The sequence below is a fragment of the Lysinibacillus sp. FSL L8-0126 genome (assembly GCF_038630385.1).
Taxonomy (GTDB): domain Bacteria; phylum Bacillota; class Bacilli; order Bacillales_A; family Planococcaceae; genus Lysinibacillus; species Lysinibacillus fusiformis_D.
On sequence record NZ_CP152028.1, the window covers coordinates 2,684,196 to 2,706,318 of the forward strand.

At 38.3% G+C, this 22,123-nt stretch carries 20 protein-coding genes; 15 read left to right on the top strand and 5 right to left on the bottom strand.

Going from position 1 to position 22,123, the window contains the following annotated elements; translation table 11 throughout:
* The 4 genes from MHI34_RS13240 (at position 1) to MHI34_RS13255 (ending at position 3,910) form a co-directional block, all read left to right on the top strand.
* The gene (locus tag MHI34_RS13240) at positions 1-933 is read left to right on the top strand and encodes a diacylglycerol kinase family protein (RefSeq protein WP_342503527.1); all 933 of its coding nucleotides are present in this window, start codon (positions 1-3) and stop codon (positions 931-933) included.
* 95 nt (positions 934-1,028) lie between these two features.
* Positions 1,029-1,679: a tRNA (guanosine(46)-N7)-methyltransferase TrmB gene (gene trmB, locus MHI34_RS13245; RefSeq protein WP_342503528.1), complete on the top strand. Its 651-nt coding sequence runs from the start codon at positions 1,029-1,031 to the stop codon at positions 1,677-1,679.
* Between the two features lie 11 nt (positions 1,680-1,690).
* Positions 1,691-2,554, top strand: coding sequence for an MBL fold metallo-hydrolase (locus MHI34_RS13250; protein WP_036118806.1), 864 nt, complete (start codon positions 1,691-1,693; stop codon positions 2,552-2,554).
* Positions 2,555-2,683: 129 nt separating this feature from the next.
* Positions 2,684-3,910, top strand: a complete 1,227-nt coding sequence (locus tag MHI34_RS13255) for an ATP-grasp domain-containing protein (protein WP_342503529.1) — start codon at positions 2,684-2,686, stop codon at positions 3,908-3,910.
* Between the two features lie 53 nt (positions 3,911-3,963).
* On the opposite strand, the gene MHI34_RS13260 is transcribed toward MHI34_RS13255, so the two are convergent.
* Complete coding sequence (locus tag MHI34_RS13260) at positions 3,964-4,278, bottom strand: peptidase M4 (RefSeq protein WP_036118810.1); 315 nt, start codon at positions 4,276-4,278, stop codon at positions 3,964-3,966.
* 165 nt (positions 4,279-4,443) lie between these two features.
* Between MHI34_RS13260 and MHI34_RS13265 the strand changes: the two genes are divergently transcribed.
* The 9 genes from MHI34_RS13265 (at position 4,444) to MHI34_RS13305 (ending at position 14,571) form a co-directional block, all read left to right on the top strand.
* Positions 4,444-5,520, top strand: coding sequence for a M42 family metallopeptidase (locus MHI34_RS13265; protein ID WP_036118812.1), 1,077 nt, complete (start codon positions 4,444-4,446; stop codon positions 5,518-5,520).
* 59 nt (positions 5,521-5,579) lie between these two features.
* Complete coding sequence (locus tag MHI34_RS13270; RefSeq protein WP_330492990.1) at positions 5,580-6,101, top strand: DUF84 family protein; 522 nt, start codon at positions 5,580-5,582, stop codon at positions 6,099-6,101.
* 94 nt (positions 6,102-6,195) lie between these two features.
* A complete protein-coding gene (locus MHI34_RS13275) occupies positions 6,196-6,714 on the top strand; it encodes a hypothetical protein (protein WP_036118816.1) in 519 nt (172 codons plus the stop codon).
* Between the two features lie 70 nt (positions 6,715-6,784).
* Positions 6,785-7,609, top strand: a complete 825-nt coding sequence (locus MHI34_RS13280) for a DUF1444 domain-containing protein (RefSeq protein ID WP_036118818.1) — start codon at positions 6,785-6,787, stop codon at positions 7,607-7,609.
* Positions 7,606-8,220, top strand: a complete 615-nt coding sequence (ytpR, locus tag MHI34_RS13285; RefSeq protein WP_089934482.1) for a YtpR family tRNA-binding protein — start codon at positions 7,606-7,608, stop codon at positions 8,218-8,220. Before MHI34_RS13280 ends, ytpR begins: the two co-directional genes overlap by 4 nt.
* 261 nt (positions 8,221-8,481) lie before the next feature.
* A complete protein-coding gene (locus MHI34_RS13290) occupies positions 8,482-11,790 on the top strand; it encodes a DNA translocase FtsK (protein WP_342503530.1) in 3,309 nt (1,102 codons plus the stop codon).
* A gap of 229 nt (positions 11,791-12,019) precedes the next feature.
* Positions 12,020-13,333 (top strand): UDP-N-acetylmuramate--L-alanine ligase, encoded by a 1,314-nt coding sequence (gene murC / locus MHI34_RS13295; protein WP_036118824.1) that lies wholly within the window; start codon positions 12,020-12,022, stop codon positions 13,331-13,333.
* Positions 13,334-13,442: 109 nt separating this feature from the next.
* On the top strand, positions 13,443-13,946 hold the full coding sequence (locus MHI34_RS13300; RefSeq protein ID WP_036118825.1) for a DUF948 domain-containing protein: 504 nt from the start codon (positions 13,443-13,445) through the stop codon (positions 13,944-13,946).
* A 133-nt stretch (positions 13,947-14,079) separates the two neighbouring features.
* A complete protein-coding gene (locus tag MHI34_RS13305; protein ID WP_036118827.1) occupies positions 14,080-14,571 on the top strand; it encodes a YtxH domain-containing protein in 492 nt (163 codons plus the stop codon).
* Positions 14,572-14,623: 52 nt separating this feature from the next.
* Here the strand turns inward: MHI34_RS13305 and pilM are convergent, their stop codons facing one another.
* Positions 14,624-16,777 carry a pilus assembly protein PilM gene (pilM, locus tag MHI34_RS13310; protein ID WP_036118828.1) on the bottom strand — a complete coding sequence of 718 codons (2,154 nt, stop codon included), beginning with the start codon at positions 16,775-16,777 and terminating at the stop codon, positions 14,624-14,626.
* 174 nt (positions 16,778-16,951) lie between these two features.
* Here pilM and MHI34_RS13315 point away from each other — a divergent pair, with 174 nt between their 5' ends.
* Together MHI34_RS13315 and ccpA are read left to right on the top strand one after the other, a co-directional pair.
* Positions 16,952-18,037, top strand: coding sequence for a bifunctional 3-deoxy-7-phosphoheptulonate synthase/chorismate mutase (locus MHI34_RS13315; protein ID WP_036118830.1), 1,086 nt, complete (start codon positions 16,952-16,954; stop codon positions 18,035-18,037).
* A 174-nt stretch (positions 18,038-18,211) separates the two neighbouring features.
* Positions 18,212-19,216, top strand: a complete 1,005-nt coding sequence (ccpA, locus tag MHI34_RS13320; protein WP_036118832.1) for a catabolite control protein A — start codon at positions 18,212-18,214, stop codon at positions 19,214-19,216.
* Between the two features lie 244 nt (positions 19,217-19,460).
* On the opposite strand, the gene MHI34_RS13325 is transcribed toward ccpA, so the two are convergent.
* The 3 genes from MHI34_RS13325 to MHI34_RS13335 are packed head-to-tail and all read right to left on the bottom strand — an operon-like array spanning position 19,461 to position 21,925.
* Positions 19,461-20,621 carry an acetoin utilization protein AcuC gene (locus MHI34_RS13325; RefSeq protein WP_036118833.1) on the bottom strand — a complete coding sequence of 387 codons (1,161 nt, stop codon included), beginning with the start codon at positions 20,619-20,621 and terminating at the stop codon, positions 19,461-19,463.
* Complete coding sequence (locus MHI34_RS13330) at positions 20,621-21,268, bottom strand: acetoin utilization AcuB family protein (RefSeq protein ID WP_058843409.1); 648 nt, start codon at positions 21,266-21,268, stop codon at positions 20,621-20,623. The genes MHI34_RS13325 and MHI34_RS13330 overlap by 1 nt, the downstream gene beginning before the upstream one ends.
* A 24-nt stretch (positions 21,269-21,292) precedes the next feature.
* The gene (locus MHI34_RS13335; protein ID WP_036118837.1) at positions 21,293-21,925 is read right to left on the bottom strand and encodes a GNAT family N-acetyltransferase; all 633 of its coding nucleotides are present in this window, start codon (positions 21,923-21,925) and stop codon (positions 21,293-21,295) included.
* Positions 21,926-22,123 lie beyond the last annotated feature (198 nt).

The following is a 22,123-nucleotide window of genomic DNA, read 5'->3' on the forward strand; positions in this document are numbered from 1 at the left end:
ATGCAGGTATTATTTATTGTCAATGAGGCAGCAGGAAATGGGAAAGGCAAGAGGGTTTGGCTTCAGCTGCAACAGCAACTAACGATCACCTATCAAGTAGCTTTTACGGAATATGAAGGACATGGGAAGGAAATAGCCAAACAATGGGCTCAGCAACAGCAAGAACACATGTTACTTGTCGTTGTTGGTGGTGATGGCACCATCCATGAGGTAGTTAGTGGTGTTGTACATAATAAATACGTCATTATAGGTGTCGTTCGAGCAGGCTCTGGCAATGATTTTGCCCGCTTTTTCCCAAGCTTTCAACATGCGAGGCAAATAGAGGCCTATGTAAGGAACACTATGGCCAATACACAGATGGATGCAGGAATTATTCAGCTCGGTGATAAATGGAATGAAATTTTCGTTAATAATGCGGGTATAGGCTTCGATGCCTATGTGACAAAATCAATTAATACATCTCGTCTTAAATTTTATCTGAATAAAATTGGGTTAGGAAAGCTTTCCTATGCTGTAGCTGTTATGAGAGGGTTATTTCGCTTTGAGCGTTTTGATGTAACGATTCGTTCAGGTGAACAAGAATGGCAATTCCAGCAGGCATGGTTTGTAGCGATGAGTAATCAGCCTTATTTCGGGGGAGGCATGAAAATATCACCAGCTGCAAAAGCAGATGATGGCCTTGTGGATATAACGATTGTCCATGGAATATCACGTATCAAATTATTATTTGTTTTTATCACTGTTTTTTTTGAAAAGCATACAAAATTTAAGGAAATTACTTTTTTACAGGGCCAACACTTTGATATGAGTGTACGCGCTCATCAGGTTGATTGTCATACGGATGGCAATTACGTGGGCGTTGTGAATCAAGGGATCCCTATACACTGTACAGTACAGCAAAATGCATGGCAGGTTATTGCTAAAGATGCCTAAAAATATCATTGTGCAATAATTTCATGCGAATTGTAGGGGAATACGTTATACTATAAAACATCAATAATTTCACAAGAAAGAAATGAGGAACAACATTGAGATTAAGAAATAAGCCTTGGGCAGAGGAAATGATTGCAGATCACCCAGAGGTGATTATTCCAAATCCTGAAGACTTTAAAGGAAAGTGGCAGTCTGTTTTCGGAAATGACAATCCTATCCATATTGAAGTAGGTTCTGGAAAAGGGCAATTTGTTACAGGTATGGCTTTGCAAAACCCAACGATTAATTATATTGGCATTGAGCTTTATGATAGTGTGATTGTTTGTGCACTAGAAAAAGTGCTAGAGGCAAAATCTCCAGCGAATTTACGCTTACTAAAAGTAAATGGCGCAGATTTATATAAATTCTTTGATAAAAATGATGTATCACGTGTATACCTGAATTTCTCAGATCCTTGGCCAAAAACACGTCATGCAAAAAGACGTTTAACGCACGAGGGTTTTTTGAAATTATATGAGTCGATTTTAGTGGATAATGGGGAAGTCCATTTTAAAACGGATAACCGTGGTCTGTTCGAGTATTCTTTAATCAGTATGTCTGAATATGGTATGTTACTAAAGTATGTATCTCTCGACCTACATGCAAATATGCCAGAGGATAATGTGATGACGGAATATGAGGAGAAATTTTCTGCGAAAGGGCAGCCGATTTATCGCTTAGAATCACAATTTATCATTAAATTGTAGGGGGAATATGGATGGATCAGTTACAGTTTCACAAAATGTCATTAACATGGCTTAACGGGGGTGTTACGTGCCTAGATGGCGGGGCAATGTTTGGTGTTGTACCGAAGCCGCTTTGGTCACGTAAATATCCAGTCAATGAAAAAAATCAAATTGAATTACCAACAGAACCCATTCTCATTCAATATGAGGGCAAAAACTACCTGATTGATACAGGAGTTGGTTTTAATAAATTAAACGAAAAACAATTACGAAACTTTGGTGTAACCGAGGAATCCTCATTAACGGAAAGCTTACAGGAACTGGGGTTAACAACAGCGGATATTGATGCAGTGTTAATGACTCATTTACATTTTGATCATGCTGGTGGCTTAACACAATGGGAAGAGGATGTACTTGTACCAACTTTTCCGAATGCCAAAATTTTTGTTACGAAAATTGAATGGGATGAAATGCGTAATCCTAATATCCGCTCTAAAAATACGTATTGGAAAGAGAATTGGGAGCCAGTGCAGCACTTAGTTGAAACCTATGAAGATACGTTGGAAGTGGTACCAGGGATCGAAATGATTCATACAGGTGGACATAGTGAGGGACATGCTGTTATCAAGCTAACGCAAAATGGTGAAGTATTATTGCATATGGCGGATATTATGCCAACACATGCTCACCAGAATCCATTATGGGTATTAGCGTATGATGATTACCCAATGACAAGTGTATTTGCCAAAGAGCGACTTATAAAAGAGGCGCTTACCAATAGCTATAGCTTTATTTTCTATCACGATGCATATTACCGTATGATTAAATGGGATGAAACGGGCAAAGAAATTGTCAATAAGCTTGAACGTAGTAGACAAGCTGTTATTACATTTTAATAGCGCCAGCAAAGGCCGAGGTAATTGACATATAAAATGTCAATTACCTCGCTTTTTTGTTCGTGAACAGGATAGAAAATATGATACACTTAACACGATACTAAAATACAAAAGAGAGTTGAAATAAACATGGCAACTGAACAACCATTTTTACCAGTTTTACTAGGATCAGATATGAATGCATATGGTATGGCACGCGCGTTTTATGAAGCATATGGTATTAAACCACTTGTTTTAGGACGTTCTCATTTAACAGCGACTCAAGATAGCCATATCCTACAATTTCAAGAAATAGACCGTTTAAATGAACAAGATGTTTTTGCACCTGCACTTGCAGAAGTTGCAAAAAAATATGCTGATAAAAAACTATTGCTTTTAGCATGTGGAGACGATTATGCTAAGCTGATTATTAAAAATAAGCCAGCGTTACAAGAGCATTTTACTGTACCGTACATCGATGAATCATTGATGGATGAAATTTTATTGAAAGAAAACTTCTATAAAATGTGTGATCAATATAATTTTAAATATCCAGGTACAACAACGGTGACAGCCGATAACTATGAAAACTTTACACCACCATTTGATTACCCTATTATTTTAAAAGCTTCAAACTCTGTAGAATATTGGGCATGTAAATTCCCAGGTAAGAAAAAAGTATTTGTTGCGCATGATGATGCGGAAAAAACGGCCATATTAAAAGCGATTTATAGCTCAACATATCAGGATACTATGATTATCCAAGAATTTATTCCTGGTGATGATTCTTATATGCGTGTGTTAAATGCTTACGTAGGGAAAGATGGAAAAGTAAAGCTGATGTGTCTAGGTAATCCTATTCTAGAAGAACATTCTCCTGAAGGAATCGGAAGTTATGCAGCCATCGTTACAACCTATGATAAAGAATTAATGGATCAAGTACGATTCTTCTTAGAGGATATCGGTTATACAGGCTTTGCAAATTTCGATATGAAATATGATATTCGAGACAAGCAGTATAAGCTATTTGAAATTAATTTACGTAATGGTCGCTCTAGCTACTATGTAACAGCAAGTGGTCATAATTTAATGAAGTATGTCGCTGATGACCATATGTTAAATATCGAGCAAGATGTCACATATGTGCAGGACAAACATTTATGGATGATTATTCCTAAGGGCGTATTATTCAAATATGCATCAAATGAAAAGCTTAAACTAGAAGCAAAAAAATTAATTAGTGAGGGCAAATATACAAACTCTCTTTACTTTAATGAGGATATGAATATGAAGCGTTGGGTGAAGTTAACGCTCAATAACTTGAATTATTATCGTAAGTATAAAAAGTACTTTAATAATAAAGGTTTATCCGAATAACAATAAGAAGCCATCTCATTCATTGGAGATGGCTTCTTATTGTCTATACATGATTAAACTTCTGTTAGTTCCACGACAACACCAGAGCGTGCGTCGGCAGCAAACTCGAAAGTCTGCATTTCCCCTTCATTCATACGAGAGATTCCTCCGCGATATACTGGGATAGTCATAATACCGTTTGTGAAATCTTCTGTTTTCATAAAAATCCAAGAACCGTCAATCGGTGCATCCTTTTTAAACTCTCTTTTTATGTTTTCAAGTACTTGTCCTGCAGGTACGAACGGAGAAACTTTTTCACTAGCTTCTTTAATAATGACTGCGGCAGCTAAGCCAGTTGCAACACCAATTAAAAAATCACGTAATTTCATACATCTTTCCTCCTTTTTCTATACCTATATTTTAGCATAGCCTATGGAGTGAATGCACGTTCACACTTTAACAGTTTTAGGAAATGTATCAATATTTCGAATTCGGAAATAAATGTGTTACAATAGGCAAGGAAGAATATTCTACTTCGTGGGGAGAGAGTCATCATGAATGAGGAAACATTACAATTATTTAAAACATTAACAGAACTACCAGGCGCTCCGGGGAATGAACATGCTGTACGTGCGTTCATGCGTTCTGAGTTAGAAAAATACTCGGATGAAATCGTTCAAGATAATTTAGGGGGCATCTTTGGTGTTAAGCGCAGTGAGGTTGCTGACGCGCCGAAAGTGTTGGTTGCTGGACATATGGATGAAGTAGCATTTATGGTTACTTCTATTACAGATAATGGCATGATCCGTTTCCAAACATTAGGTGGCTGGTGGAACCAGGTTATGCTTGCACAGCGTGTAGAAGTTTATACAAAAAATGGCGCAATACCTGGCGTTGTTTCATCTATTCCACCGCATTTATTAACAGATGCAGAACGTGCTAAGCCGATGGATATAAAAAATATGCTTATCGATGTTGGCGCTGACAACAAAGAAGATGCAATGGGTATGGGTGTTCGTCCAGGACAATCTATCATTCCTATTTGTCCATTTACACCAATGGCCAATCCGAAAAAAATTATGGCTAAGGCTTGGGATAACCGTTATGGCTGTGGTCTAGCGATTGAGTTAATGAAAGAAGTACAAAATGAAAAACTAGGATCGCATTTATATTCAGGCGCAAATGTTATGGAGGAAGTAGGTTTACGTGGTGCTCAAGTATCAGCAAATATGATTAAACCAGATTTATTCTTCGCATTAGATGCTTCTCCTGCTAACGATACGTCGGGAGAAAAAAATCAATTTGGACAGCTTGGCAAAGGTACATTACTTCGTATTTTAGACCGCACAATGGTCACACATCGTGGTATGCGAGAATTTATTTTAGATACTGCCGAATCAAATCATATTCCTTACCAGTACTTTGTATCTCAGGGAGGAACTGACGCAGGGCGAGTACATACAGCAAATGATGGTGTTCCAAGCGCTGTTATTGGTGTTTGCTCACGCTATATTCACACGTCAGCGTCCATTATTCATATTGATGATTACGCAGCTGCCAAGGCATTAATTGTTGAATTAGTGAAAAAAGCAGATCGTTCGACATTAGAGACAATTCGCGCTAATGTATAAGAAGTTAACAAGATGCCTTTTAGAGGCATCTTTTTCTATGGAAAGAAAGTGGGGATTAGATGAATATAGCCATTGGGACAATGAATAAAGCGAAGACAGAGGCAGTTGAAGTAATTGCTCGACAATATTTTGAAGATGCCATCTTTACGCATGTGAAAGCTGCTTCTGAAGTGTCAGATCAACCAATAAGTAATGAAGAAACGAGACTAGGGGCGATTAATCGTGCAAAAAACGCCATGAACACAACAGGTGCACAATTTGCATTTGGCTTAGAGGGTGGCGTAACTGAAATAGATGATGAAATGTATGTTTGTAATTGGGGTGCATTAACAGTTTCTGATGGAACAATTTTCACAGCTGCTGGTGCACAAATTATATTACCAAAAGAAATTGCCCAGGAAATAAGAGGTGGTGGAGAGCTTGGCCCTATTATGGAGCAATACACAAAACGTCGAGATATTCGTCAAGGTGCAGGTGCTGTAGGTATTTTTACGCAAGGTTTAGTGAGTCGACAGATGATGTTTGAGCATATTGTATCACTATTGGTTGGTCAATATTTGTTCACATTTTCACGAAAATAGTTAAATGGAATTAGTATTCAGCATGCAGTTAGGTTGCATCTGATGAATAATTTTTTTAAAATAGAAAAAAGTTAGCAGAGAAAGGAAGAGGAACATGTCGTTTACCTGGCTAAAAACTATCGGCCTGATGCTTTTACTTCTGGTCCTTTCTGGCTGTAATCAATCGATTGATGACCAAATTGCGAATGGGCTTCAATTAACGGAGACGGTTTTTGCTGAAGAGCCAGAAGAACATACGGAGAAAATTGGAGATATCAAATTATACTTACCTTCAAACTTTAAAGTTGAAGACAGTTCAGATGCTTATAATATTGTGATTTCAAAAGGAAAAGAAAGCTATATTCTTTTTATTAATGATGAAGAAGCACAAGACAGTAAACTTTATTATAATCTTTTAAAAGAAAATGAAGCGGACAAAATTATCGAAGAGTTAACTTATGACAAGAATGGTCGTTTTGGCTTCACTGCGGTTCTAAAGACGGAAGATAAAAATGAGATGGAGCTCATTGTTAGTAGCGGCGGCGTGAAAATGACAACGATTTCTCAGACCAAACATATTGAAACTAATTTGCGTGAGATGACGAAAATTGTACATTCGGTTAAAATGAAGTAAATAGATTGGATTGAACAGACGGTTCACAAACATGTGAGCCGTTTCATTTTGAAGTCAGGATGTGAGAAAAATGAAGCAATTGAAATCAGAACAACTGATAGAGCTATTAAAAAAACGATTGAATGAAGAGAAATACGAATTTCATTTTGATAAAAAGCATGATAAATTAAGATTGAATCATAAGACGATTGACAAAGGAATGGAGCTCTCATTACCTGGTATCTTAGCAAAATACAATGATAAGCAAGAGGCAGCGATTGAGGAAGTTGTCTATACGATTGAGCAGACTTTTAATGCGATGGAGCAAGAAAAAGAACAAGGCTTTCAAACGACTACACAAATTTATCCTATTATACGTGCGACTTCTTATCCCCAAGCATCTAAAGAAGGACATGCGTTTATTACAACTGAGCATACAGCGGAGACACGTATTTTTTATGCGCTCGATTTGGGTAAAACCTATCGTTTTATTGATGAATCCATGCTAGAAGCATTACAATTAACGGTAGAGCAAATTCGTGAAATGGCACGCTTTTCAGTAAAGCAATTACCAACCGCATATAAAAAGGATGAGGTAGCAGGTAATCTATTTTATTTTGTCAATGTGAATGATGGCTACGATGCTAGCCGTATTTTAAATGAGAGTTTTTTGACAGACATGCGAGCACTGGTGGAAGGCGATATGACATTGTCTGTGCCACATCAAGATGTGTTAATTATAGGTGATATTCGCAATGAAACAGGGTATGATGTATTAGCACAGATGACGATGCATTTCTTTACTGTCGGTATAGTACCGATCACATCATTATCTTTTATTTATGAAGATGGGGAACTAGAACCAATCTTTATTTTAGCCAAAAACAGAGTGAAAAAGGAGCAAGAAAAACAATGAACGTATTTTACAACAAAGAGCATGTAGGAGATGTCTTGCTAGTTCAATTAGCAACTGAGTCTATTGTGAAAACAGTAGTAGAACGAGCTGGAGATATCGCTATTTTAAAAGAAGCACAAACAGGAGAAATAAAGGCGTTTAATTTATTCAATGCAAGCAGCTACATCCAAACAGATGCAAGAGGCTTAGTGGAAGTGACACCAGAACTAGTAGCACAACTAACTGCAGCCATCGAGAAAAATGGAGCTACAATCAACCTTGATGTTGACTTTTCTCCAAAATTTGTGGTGGGTTATGTGGAAACAAAGGACAAGCATCCAAACGCTGATAAATTAAGTATCTGTTCCGTAAATGTAGGCGATGAGACATTGCAAATTGTTTGTGGTGCTCCTAATGTAGAAGCAGGTCAGAAGGTAGTGGTTGCAAAAATTGGTGCAGTAATGCCTTCAGGTATGCTCATTAAAGCAGGAAATTTACGTGGTGTTGAGTCTTACGGCATGCTTTGCTCAGCTCGTGAATTAGCCATTCCTAACGCTCCTTCTGAAAAAGGAATTTTAGTATTACCGGAAGATGCCACTATTGGTAGTGCTTTTGAAACACCAACTAAATAGAAATGCCTTTATTTGAAAAGGAATTTATTAAAATGTAAATGTTTTATCATGATATTATTCCTTGTATCAAGGTGAAATGCCCTAAATCGTTATGTTACTAATATGCTAGTAGCGTAACGATTTTTTTGTTTAGAATGAGCCTCTAAATGCAAGTTTCAAGAGCGTTTTTATGGTATGCTTTTTGATATAGACATTGAGCTATTAATTATATGAATCAAGCCAATGCTATAAATGAAGTGTAAGAGAAATGAGTGAAACGAAGTGAACTGGTTTAAAAAACAAATTAGTAAATTTATAAATAAAGAAGATGAATATTACGAGTATGAAGAATATTATGATGGCTACGAAGAAGAGCAGACCGAGCAACTACATACGCAAAATGAAGTACCGATGGCTAAGCAGAAGACTTTCCGTTTTCCATTGATTGACGATGATGAAAGCGGGACATCCTACACACCACAAAAAGAAATGTTTGATCAAATGGGTAATGATGATTATGGACAGATTGGTGATTTATCTTTACCGAAGCATTTAAACCACCATATTGTTGACTCCAGTGTTTATGATGTGGAGGTTTCAGGGATTCGTGATTTATTAGCAAATCGTTCAAAACGCACTGGTCGAAAAACAACGATGAAAAGTCAGCCTGTAGAACAGCAATATCGTTCACGAGCAAGCTTAGTGTTTCGGGATGCACAACATGAGACAGTCAATGTTAAGTCTGCGTCTGCACCAGCATCTGTTTCGAAAGAGAAAAAGCAGTGGAAGGAACAAAAAGTTGAAAGCATTTTACCTGAGAATCGTAAACGCTTTGTGCCAACAGATGTACCTTCACCCGTCTATGGATTTGCAAAACCAAGTCCCATCAAAGAATTATTAGATAAAAGAAAAGAAGAATACGAGGAGCAAGAAACCTCGGTACATGATACCGAAATGGTGACGGTTACGAACTCTATAAAAGAAACGACAACAAATGAGGCTAATGAAAATATACTAGAAGAAAAAGAGCCGGCTAGCATAGGTCAAATGGTTGAAGTAGAGCAGCATGAAATCATTGAACCTGATGAGCTACCTTTAGCAAATGAGCCTATTCATTTTGATGATGATGTATCGGTAGAGGCTAATGGTGAGCAGGAGAGTATGTTATCTAATATGGCTATACCTCAAACAACATCATTTGCCATGGCCTTTGAAGATCAAGTGAAGGAAGCTGTTCTGCAAGACCAAACAGTTCAACAACTTTCTGCCGATCAATCTGAAATTCACGTGAAAGAAATGATAGTAGAGCAAGTACAAATCGAAAATTCCACGATTCATATCGGAGAGGTAACAGTTGTACAGCCATCGAAGGATGACCCATTACTTGTTGACGACCAATCTGTTGATACGGTGCAGAAGGAAGAAACAAGTCGTATTCCTTTTAATGTCCTCATGTTAAAAACGGATAAAGAAAAATGGAGAATCCAACAGCAAATGAAAAAGGCACAGCCTCTTCATGTAGAAAGTACTCAGAAAGCAATGGAAAACGAACCAGTGGATGTGGCGGTTGCCTATGAAGAGGAAGAATCATGTTCTCTAGACAGCGTTGTAATAATAGATCGTCCCCAACCAGCTGATTCGCTAACAGAAGAGGATCTTGTTGAGTCAATGACAGAGCATATGCCATTGCAAGATGAGTTAGCATCCCATCAATATGCCAAGGACGATACGCGAAATGCTACTACTCCACATAGCTCTGAAGACAATGTAGCAGTCATTACAATGACACCTGTGACAACAATGTCTGGTGTATTAACGCAAGAAAGAACAGAAATTGAAAAAGCCGCTAATGATGAAATTTCAGCTACTACTGAGCCAGAGCTAGAATCAGAACTAGAACGAGGTTTAGAGTCAGAGCTAGAATCAGAACTAGAACGAGGTTTAGAGTCAGAGCTAGAATCAGAACTAGAACGAGGTTTAGAGTCAGAGCTAGAATCAGAACTAGAACCAGATTTAGAGCTAGAACCAGAACCAGAACCAGAACCAGAACTAACTACCAACACTGATGAAATTTCAGAAATTGTAGCGTATGGTCCTGTACAGTCTGTTGACAAGCAAGAGGAACCACCAGTATTTGAAGTGGAAGCACAGGAAGCTGAAAAACCTGCAAAGCCAGTTCATGTCTATCAAAAGCCTACAGATGAGTATTTAGAGCCACCAGAGGAGAAAACACAGGATACGGATTGGATGGAACAACAGGGAGATACATTGGTCGAGGCACTTTCTTATTTCCAGGTTTCCGCTCAAATTGAATCGATTATGCAGGGGCCAGCTGTTACGCAATTCGAAATAACGGTGAGCCATGGTACAAAGGTTAGTAAAATCCGAAACTTAGCCGATGATTTAAAACTGGCCTTAGCAGCAAAAGATATTCGTATTCAGGCACCAATCCCTGGAAAAAGTTCAATAGGTATTGAGATTCCAAACCGCGTATCTCGTGCTGTTCGCTTGTCAGAGGTGACAAATAGTGCCTCTTTCCTTGAATCGGATTCTCCATTAGAGGCAGCGTTAGGTCTTGATTTAACAGGAAAGCCTGTTACATTAGATTTGCGAAAAATGCCTCATGGCTTAATTGCTGGTGCAACGGGTTCGGGTAAATCTGTTTGTATTAATTCTATTTTGGTTAGTTTATTATATAAAGCTGCACCACATGAGTTAAAACTCATGCTGATCGACCCTAAAATGGTAGAGCTTGCACCATTTAACCATATACCGCATTTAGTTAGCCCTGTTATTACAGATGTGAAGGCAGCAACGGCTGCACTGAAATGGGCAGTGGAGGAAATGGAGCGTCGCTATCAGCTATTTGCTCATGCAGGTGCACGTGATATTACACGTTATAATGCAATAGCAGATAAAAATAATGAGCATAGCTTGAAGCTACCCTATATTTTAATTGTCATTGATGAGTTAGCTGATTTAATGATGATGTCTCCGGCTGATGTAGAGGAGGCCATTTGTCGAATTGCTCAAAAGGCACGTGCTTGTGGTATTCATTTAATTGTTGCGACGCAAAGACCTTCTGTGGATGTTATTACAGGGTTAATCAAATCAAATATCCCTACACGTATTGCCTTTGCTGTTTCCTCACAAATTGATTCTCGTACCATTTTAGATGGGCAGGGAGCAGAAAGATTACTTGGGCGAGGGGATATGCTATATTTAGGTAATGGTATGTCAGCGCCAGTGCGACTACAGGGAACATTTGTGACAGATGATGAAATTGAAGCCATTATTGAGCATGTTCGTGAGCAGGGAGAGCCTGATTATATTTTCGATCAAGAGGAGTTATTGAAGAAAACAGAGGTGTCCGCAGAACAGGATGATCTGTTTGAAGATGTTTGCCGATTTGTCTATGAGCAAGGTGGCGCCTCAACCTCATTGATTCAACGAAAGTATCATATTGGCTATAATCGTGCTGCTCGTTTAATTGATATGTTAGAATCACATGGCTTTGTTTCGGAGGCAAGAGGAAGTAAGCCGCGTGAAAGTTACATTACAGAAGAAGATTTAATTACTATGTTTGAATAAGAATTGCATTGTTTTCGTCTAGATTATCTAATTTACGTCGATTTTAGTTTTTTTAGAAAAGTTACACATCTATCCTTATGCATAAAAAGTGCTATAATAGACAGGATGTGTTGAATAGTACGTATTTTTTAACACTTGTGAAGGTATTAATACCTAACGATTCGTGAAATAATACGTTACACCTAATAGATGATAGATGGGATATTGAAATTCCCGGGGGGTTTAATTAATGACAGTTTTTCATTTCACAGGCATTAAAGGTTCTGGCATGAGTTCGCTTGCACAAATCTTATTTGATGCTGGTGAACAAGTACAGGGCTCAGATGTCGATAAATATTTCTTCACGGAGCAGCCGTTACGTGAACGTAATATTCCAATTTTTACATTTAATGCAGATAATATTAAAGAAGGCATGACAGTAATTGCAGGAAATGCGTTTCCAGATGATCATCCTGAATTAGTACGTGCCCAAGAAATCGGTGTAGAAATCATTCGTTACCATAAATTTTTAGGTGAATATATTGGCAACTATACATCCATTGCAATCACAGGTGCGCATGGTAAAACATCTACAACAGGCTTGATGGCACATGTTGTAGGCGGTTATAAGCCAACATCTTATTTAATTGGTGATGGTACAGGTGCAGGGCATGAAAATGCTGATTTCTTTGTGATGGAAGCATGTGAATATCGCCGTCACTTCTTAGCCTACAATCCAGATTATGCTGTGATGACTAATATCGATTTTGATCATCCAGACTACTTTGCCAACATAGAGGATGTATATTCTGCATTTCAATCATTAGCGTTACAAGTGAAAAAAGCAATCATCGCATGTGGTGATGATGAACAGCTTCAGCGTATTCAAGCAAAAGTACCAGTTGTCTATTATGGATTTGGTGCTGAAAATGACTTCGAAGCGCGTAATGTAGAAAAAACAACTAAAGGTACAAAATTTGATGTATTTGTTCGCAATGAATTTTATAGTACTTTCTTTATCCCGTTATTTGGGGATCATGCTGTTTTAAATACATTGGCTGTCATTACGCTATGCGAATATGAAGGCATTTCACCTGATATTATTCAGGAGCGTCTACACACATATAAAGGTGTTAAGAGACGTTTTACTGAAACCGATATAGGGGATACTGTTTTAATAGACGACTATGCACACCATCCAACGGAAATTCGTGCAACAATTCAATCGGCACGACAAAAGTTCCCTGAACGTGAGCTAGTTGCTATTTTCCAACCACATACATTTACACGTACCCAAGCTTTTTTACAAGATTTTGCGGATAGTTTGAGCCTTGCAGATACAGCCTATTTATGTGATATATTTGGCTCTGCAAGAGAAACGCAAGGTGCACTATCTATTCATGATTTAGCGTCTCTTATCGAAGGCAGTGCAGTGATTACCACTGAAGGAATTGATATATTAACAAAACATAAAGGCGCAGTATTTTTATTTATGGGCGCTGGTGATGTTCACAAGTTCCAAGATGCTTTTGAAGACGTGCTTACAAACAATGAAACAGCTTAGTCCGTAGGGGTTAAGCTGTTTTTTCTCAAATTTGAGAAGGAATTCCGTTTTTTTTGTCGAAGATAGGGAAAGTAATAGTAAAGACAATTTACTAGCAGGAGGTTATCTTATGGAAGTGATTTTGTATATTGCAGCCATTATTGCTGCAATCGGATTTTTAATTTTATGTGTGAGCGTTGGTATGACATTATTTTCGCTCAAGTCCATTTTAAACAGTTTAGCTGGGACATTATCTGGGATTGAAGGACAAATGGAAGGCATTACGCGTGAAACAACGTCCTTATTAACAAAAACAAATAGCTTAGCAGATGATATTCAACATAAATCGGAACAATTAAATTCAGTTGTTCAAGCTGTTAAAGGTATTGGTGATTCCGTTAATGGTTTAAATAATTCTGTACAGCAAATCACTTCTTCTGTTTCTAAAAGCGTAGAACAAAACGAAGAAAAAATTGCACAGGTTGTACAATGGAGTAATGTGGCGATGGGTATTGCGGATAAGTGGAAAAAACGCAAAATCATTGAGCAAGAGTCAGTTTCTGAGGATGCCTATGCATTTGAAACGGTACAGGTAGAAGAAAAGCCAAAAAGAAAATGGGGTCGTAAAAAATGATAATTATTCAGTGAGTATTACATGCTGACTGAATAAAAATAAAGTCTTAGACATAAGTTGTAGATGCATCTGTGAAAGTAGATGGACAACCAGTCTAGACAAATTTGATAATAAGATGGGGAGGAATTGTTGTATGACAACTCAAAAGCCAAATTTTAACGAAGTAAAGGAACAACAGCTTGAAAGTTCTTTACCTCAGCTTTATCATTCACAAGACTCGATTTATGAAGAGGAGCGTGTAAACATGAAAGATTTTGTGATTGGCGCATTAGTCGGAGGAATCGTAGGTGCTGCGGCAGGTCTACTGTTAGCCCCAAAATCAGGAAAAGATTTACGTAGTGATGTGGCGGTACAAGCTGTTCAGTTAAAAGATAAGAGTGCAGACTTCTCGACAACTGCAAAAGATAAAACGGTTCAACTTTCTAAACAACTTCAAGAACAATCTACACAATTAGTGGAAAAAGTAAAAACATTGAAAACGGCAAAAGCACCAGCTGTTTTTGATGATGGTACGGTTTCCTTTGAGGGTGAAGAACCGCTAGAGGAATTTATTCCTAGTGAGGAACCTAAAGCTCAAGAAATAAAGGAACAAACAGAAGAGACAAATGAAGAAGTACGCGCATAATGCATAATAAAAAGGGATACGTTACATGATAATGATGTAACGTATCCCTTTTTTAAGTGATGGGTGAAGCTTCTAATAGTATTTCTAGTTGATCGCCACCAAATATTTCTGTATCAAAGCTTGCTGGTTGACCATTTCTTAAAATCGTGAAATTCCCTTTAAATGTACCTGGTAACTGCCAATTAGAGAAACGGAATACATCCTGATAAATCCAACGACTGCGATCCTTTTCTCTAAATTCGATAGTTGCTCCATTCGGCACAGTGGACAGTGGTGATACAACGTTTTGATTGACGAGCGCCTCATTTGCTGTTTTCTTAAGTTCTAAAACTTCCTGTTGGAAATGAATAATGATTTTATCCTCTAGCAAAAGGTTCATTTGGTCTGCTATACGTTGTACGGTTGGTAAAGATGGTTGGTGAAAGCTAATGATATCGCCATCTTGAACCGCATAGCTCATTTTAGCTATTTTTCCATTAATCATTAGCTGTGAAGAGAATTCTGGTAAATACAAAGGTTGACTGTCCACTTGAATAGAATAGGATTCAAATTGTTTGACTAAATTCCAGTTGTTCGTGACTTTAAATACATCTTCAATTGTATCAGCTATATCAAAAACTACTCTATCACGATCATTTAAAATTGTATCAAGTGATGCAGGTGATTGATTGACAGTAATTTTTGGCTCAATCACATATTTGGTTTGTTGTATTGTAATTGTTTTTATCGCTGCATCATCAACAAGATCTCTCACTGTAGCTGTTGCAGTTTGCCCATCTTGCCCTTCAATTAGCTGAATAGCATCACCCGATTTAATCAATGTTTTGGTAGATGCCTGTTGGCCATTGACCAATATTTCTGCTGGTTGCCCATGACCACCTGGGATAAAAATATCTTGTCCATTGACACTGACAGATAGCCCAAGTCCAGGTTTTCCATATAATTGCTTTGCTCGTATATTTGCCGCTAAAAAAGCATCCGCCACAGTCATTTCCTTTAATTCAAAAAGGCGAACCACTTGATTATTAACCGTTAAACTCATATATTGAATCGGCATTTTTTTAGCAGCAATCGCAATTCCAATCGGCGTGACTAACTCAGGTGATGCTTTTATATGTTCTTCCTTTGTAAGGTTTTGAATAGCATCAATACCTCGAACAGCGATACGATTTGCTGGTAAGTCAAGGACTTGTCCAAGTTCTGTAGTCAGATTGGGTGTTAAGCTACCACCACCAACTAACATAACGGCTTTCGGTGCGACACGATTATTGAGTCGTAAGATTTCTTCACCAATAGACTTTGCCAGTTGCTTCACTGCAGGCTCAATTGCTAATAACACCTCATTCTTTGGATAAAACTGATCAAATCCTAGGATATCTTGAATTAATATTTCTTCTGCTGTTTGGAGCTGACGTTTTGCCTCTTCTGCTACAGGGAAGTCTAGTAAATAGTGGTCGCTTAATGCTTCTGTAATTTCGTCGCCAGCTGTTGGCACCATACCATAGGCCACAACTGTACTTTTATCAGTGATCGCGATATCAGATGTTCCTGCCCCTATATCAACAAGTGCCACATTTAAGCGACGCATCGTTGGCGGAATGAGCACATTAATGGCAGCAATAGGTTCTAATGTCAGTGCTTCCATTTCTAAATCTGCCCGTTTAAGAGCAGCAATAAGTGATTCCACAACAACGCGAGGTAGGAAAGTGGCAATCACTTCAATTTGTGCTTCATCACCTTGTTGATCGAGCAGACTGCCGATTTCCTCGCCATCCAAGCGATAATAGAGGACTGAATAGCCTACACAATAATAGTGGCTAATCTTTGCATCCTCCTTTTGTTGTAAAAGTTGTTGCTGTGCTTGTTGAACGGCCTGAAGTTCCAAGCGACTAATATCTTCTTCAGTAAAAATAGGCCGATTACGTATATTAATGGTCACACTAGCTTGTTCAGTTTTCAAAGATCGACCTGCGGCAGCCACACTTACCTTTGTAAGAGGACCATGTTTTTCTTCGAGTTCACGTTTTATTTCATTTATTAAATCTGCCACATACATGACATTATGTATTTGACCATCTACCATGGCACGTTCTTTATGCTCTTTCACTAAAATATCTTCCACATGAAAATGGTCATTTTCTTCTTGTAGAATAATCCCGACCACTGAGCGTGTACCAATATCAAGTGCGAATAATTTAGAACTCAATGTAATCGCTTCCTTTCGCGTCATACTTGAAAAATAATTTAGCGAGTTGAAGCGCTAAATTAAAAATGCGTGACATTCTGAACAACATTGATTATAATAATGCTATTATCTAAAAATGTAACATACATTTCAGAGTTCTGAAAGTGTCTGTCATGAGGAGAGGAGCAAGTAAGCATGAGCCAAAAAGATTTAGAAAGCTTACGTAGTCAAATTGACGGTTTAAACTTAGAAATTCTTCGTCTAATTAACGAACGTGCAGCTGTAGTTGATGAAATCGGTAAGATTAAAGAAAAGCAAGGTGTGAATCGCTATGATCCACTACGTGAAAGACACATGCTCGATCTTATTAAAGAACACAATCAAGGACCATTAAACCAAATGACGGTTGATTATATATTTAAGCAAATCTTTAAAACAGCTTTAAAACAATTAGAAGCTGATAAGAAGAAGGAATTGCTTGTATCTCGTAAAAAGAAATCCGAAGATACAGTTGTTAATATCAATGGTGAATTAATTGGACAAGGGAAGCCATCTTTCGTATTTGGTCCTTGTGCAGTTGAGTCGTATGAGCAAGTAGCAGCTGTTGCCGCTTCTATTAAAGCAAAAGGCGAAAAGTTAATTCGCGGTGGTGCTTATAAACCACGTACTTCTCCATATGACTTCCAAGGTCTTGGGCTAGAAGGACTTAAAATTTTAAAACGTGTGTCAGAGGAATATGGTTTAGGTGTGATTACAGAAATCGTAACACCAGGTCATTTAGAGGAAGCATTAGACTATATAGATGTTATCCAAATTGGTGCACGTAATATGCAAAACTTTGAATTATTAAAGGCAGCAGGTGCAACAAATAAACCTGTCCTATTAAAACGAGGCTTAGCTGCTACAATTGATGAGTTCATTCATGCTGCTGAGTATATTATGTCTAAAGGCAATGAAAACATTATCCTTTGTGAGCGTGGTATTCGTACTTATGAAAAAGCAACACGTAATACATTAGATATTTCAGCTGTACCAATTTTAAAACAAGAAACGCATTTGCCAGTATTCGTAGATGTAACGCATTCAACAGGTCGTCGTGATTTATTATTACCATGTGCTAAAGCAGCCATCGCAATTGGCGCTGATGGCGTTATGGCAGAAGTGCATCCAGATCCATCTGTAGCATTGTCTGATTCACAACAACAAATGGACATTCCAACATTTGACGCATTCTATGAAACACTACAAAAATTCATGAAGAATCATGAAATTCATGCTTAATTGTTAACAGCGAACACCGCTTGCTTACTTCGGCAGGCGGTGTTTGTTATATCGTGACAAAATAATGTCTAGAATAGGACTATTAGTACTTGGTTTTTACGTAGTTCTTCTTGAAAATAATATGAAAATTATCGTATGATAAGGCTATAATAGGAAAAAAGGGAGGCACGTACGATGACTGTTACAATTTATGATGTTGCAAGAGAAGCGAATGTTTCCATGGCAACGGTCTCTCGTGTAGTCAATGGTAATCAAAATGTAAAACCAGCAACACGAAAAAAAGTATTAGAAGTAATTGAGCGATTAGAATACCGTCCAAACGCAGTAGCGCGAGGTTTAGCAAGTAAGAAAACAACAACAGTTGGCGTGATTATCCCAGATATTGCAAACAATGTTTATGCGGAGCTGGCTCGTGGTGTAGAGGATATTGCCACGATGTATCGTTATAATATTATTTTAGCCAACTCAGATCAACATGAAGATAAAGAGTTACAGCTACTGGATACGATGCTTGGAAAACAAGTAGATGGAATTGTTATGATGAGTGATGAGGTCACAGAAAAAATGCAACAAACGATGGATCATTCTCCAGTACCGATTGTGCTAGCTGGCTCGGTTGATGAATCGCAGACAATTGCCACTGTGAATATCGATTATTTCCAAGCGGCCTATGAAGCAATTTCATTACTTATTCAAAATGGACATACACGTATTGGTTTCGTAACTGGTCCACTTTCGTATACAATTAACGGAAAATTCAAGCTAGCAGCCTATAAGAAAGCATTGCAGGATGCTGGTTTACCAATAGATGAGGCATTAATTGCCGCAGAAGAGTCTAGCTATGACATGGGCTTAGAGGCTTGGGAAATATTATCTGCTCTCGAACATCCACCAACAGCTTATTTTGCAGGCAGTGATGAGCTGGCAATCGGCTTAATTCATGGCGCACAAGACGCAGGCAAAAATGTTCCAGAGGATATTGAAGTCATCAGCTTTGAGAACTCAAAGCTAGCGCGAATGGTACGCCCACAGCTAACAAGTGTAGCATTACCGCTATATGATATTGGAGCAGTTGCCATGCGCTTGCTGACAAAATTAATGAGCAAGGAGCCTGTCGAGGACGAGGCAGTTATTCTACCCCACCGTATTGAGCATCGACAATCGGTCAAAAGTAAATAATGATTGTAACACGTAAACTTGTGAAGAGTTTGCGTGTTTTTTTATATGGATGGATAGAACTGCAAAAGTGGTGGATAGGACTATAAAAATGAAGGATAGAATTCTAAAAGTAGTGGATAAAACTATAAAAGTGGTGGATAGAACTCCAAAATGAAGAATAGAACTATAGAAGCGATGGATTAAATGCGGCGGGCCATTATCGCTCCAATGAAAAAGCCTCACGTTGATCGTGAGGCAAAAAAAGTTAATCTCTTTTTTCATTTCGAATAATATGTAGCGCTTTGGCTAACATTTGAGCATTCTTCTCTTCGATTTCAGCTTTTCGAGGAATGGGCTCATATAAAGGAATTGGGTCCTCCCAAGTTGGTATAAAAGGAACAGGTGCTTCTGGCTGCCAGCGATCAAGCCATGCCTGAGGGAGTGATCCTGTTGGACATACTTGATCAGTCATTTCCAACCATAACATGGACCAGGCGCGAGGCACCACTCGCCAAATATCATAGCCACCACCACCAACAGCAATCCATTTCCCCTGACAATACTCATGTGCTAATTGATGGGCGAGCCTTGGAATTTCACGATAAATATTCATCGTTCCGTGTAAATGTGTTAACGGATCAAAAAAATGGGCATCAGCACCATTTTGTGTTAACACAACATCGGGCTTGAAAAACTCAAAAACCTCTCGCATGGACTGTTCATAAATATCTAGGAAACTTTCATCCTCTGTGAAAGCATCCATTGGAAAATTAAACGAGGTTCCATAGCCTTGACCATTGCCCCGCTCTGTGATGTTTCCTGTTCCTGGAAAGAGATAGCGGCCAGTTTCGTGAATAGACAATGTACAAACATTTGGATCCTCATAAAAGCTCCATTGGACACCGTCTCCATGATGAGCATCTGTGTCTACGTAAAGTACACGAGCATTGTATTTTTCCTGCAAGTAACGAATAGCAACCGTACTATCATTGTAAATACAAAATCCTGATGCACGACCACGGAAACCATGATGTAGCCCTCCGCCAAGGTTGAGGGCATGTTCGGCTTTACCTTCCATTACATAATCAACAGCGGTTAACGTTCCACCAACGAGCTGTGCACTTGCTTCATGCATATTGGCAAAAATAGGTGTATCTTCAGTGCCAATACCATAGCTTTCACATTGTGCTTCCGATAATTCACCATGTCCAGCTCTTTTCACGATGTCTATATATTTTGGATCATGTGCAAGCAATAACTCTTCTTCCGTTGCAACACGAGCAGGCACAATATCCACATCATCAAGAGCATTGATATTTTTTAGTAAATCCATAGTTAGCGTCAAGCGTTTATGATTGAAAGGATGTGTATCTGAAAATTTATATCCGAGTTGTTCAGGCGAGTAAACGAATACGGCCTTTTTCATTATAATGAAACACCTGGTAAATTGGGCCAGAGAACATCAAAGCCCTCTTTGCGAAGGTCTTCAATCATGGCTAAAGGATTCAGTGTTTTTACTCGGACACTTAAAATTTTATTTTGTGTATTTTCAGAATCAGGATAAACTAAGACGCTTTGGACATTGGCATGATGTTGATGAAATATTTTGGTGATTTCAAATAAAACCCCTGGCGTATCTGATACTCGGATCTCGATTTTTGAGCCAGGCTCCGTAGCACCGGTCAGCTCTATATATGTATAGAGTAAGTCTGTTGTTGTCACAATCCCTACTAATTTTCCACCAGAGACAATCGGTAAACAGCCTATTTTCGTTTCATAAAATGTAAGAGCTACCTCTTCAACGAAATCTAGTGGATGACCGATAAGCGGGTCTTTCACCATAATTTCCTCTACTTTTGCATTAAAAACAGGAGAGTGAGGTTCATCCTGTAATGATGACGGTAAGACCTCTTTAATATCTCGTTCAGTAATTACACCTAAAACATGACGTTCCTCATCTATAACTGGTAAATGACGAACTTTTTTTTCACGCATTAGCTTTAGTGCTTCATGCACGGTATTAGTAGGCGCTAATGTGTAAGGCTCATCATTCATAATTTCTTCTACGATCATATACGCATCCCCTTTGTGTTGGTTTTAATACATGAAACGATTTCTAAAACGAAGCCTATCAAATCTTTCCATTGTCTCAGGAGGCACACGTTTTCCTTCACGTGCCATAAGGCAATTTGCTGGATGTGAAGTAATTTCGGGATCATCCGTAGCGAAATATTCAAAGCCGACGGAGCTCATCATTTTCTCCATCATTTTGCGGTAGTCCCAAACATTTAAACCCGTTCCTTTTAAATCCCAATGCCAATAATACTCGGTAGTAATCACCAGATAGTCTTCCATTTCATCTCCCATAAATGAAACGGCTAGCAGAGCCTTACCTGAACCCGTTCCACGATAGTCTGGAATGACTTCAATGGCTCCCAATTCAATCATGTCATCGATTCGATCTTCTGCCCATCGTTCAAGTGGATCAGGATAAAGATAGGTAACATAGCCTACGATAATATCTTCGTTTCGAATAATAATAATACGACCTTCTGGGAGCCCTGCAATTTCGATGATGGCCTGCTGCTGCTGTTTTGGAGGTCTGAAGGCAACCAAGCCCTCATGGAATGAATATGTAGCTAATTTTTCTGGAGGTACAGGTCCTTCCACATACACAGTACCATGCTTAGTTTCCTTTGTGACAGAAAAAAAAGTTTTTTTATGTTCCATAATTACACCACCTGAGTTTAATAATTCCATTATAGCTGATTTCTTGCGGAAAAACGCTTATTTTTGCAAAATATACCTGTATTTTTGGAAAAGTGAAAATATTAAGACAATCCATCAAAATTCGTGTAAAATAAAAATATAATGCTTCTGTTATTTAACAGATGAAAGTAGTGTGATTAAGAATTCTATCATTATTAC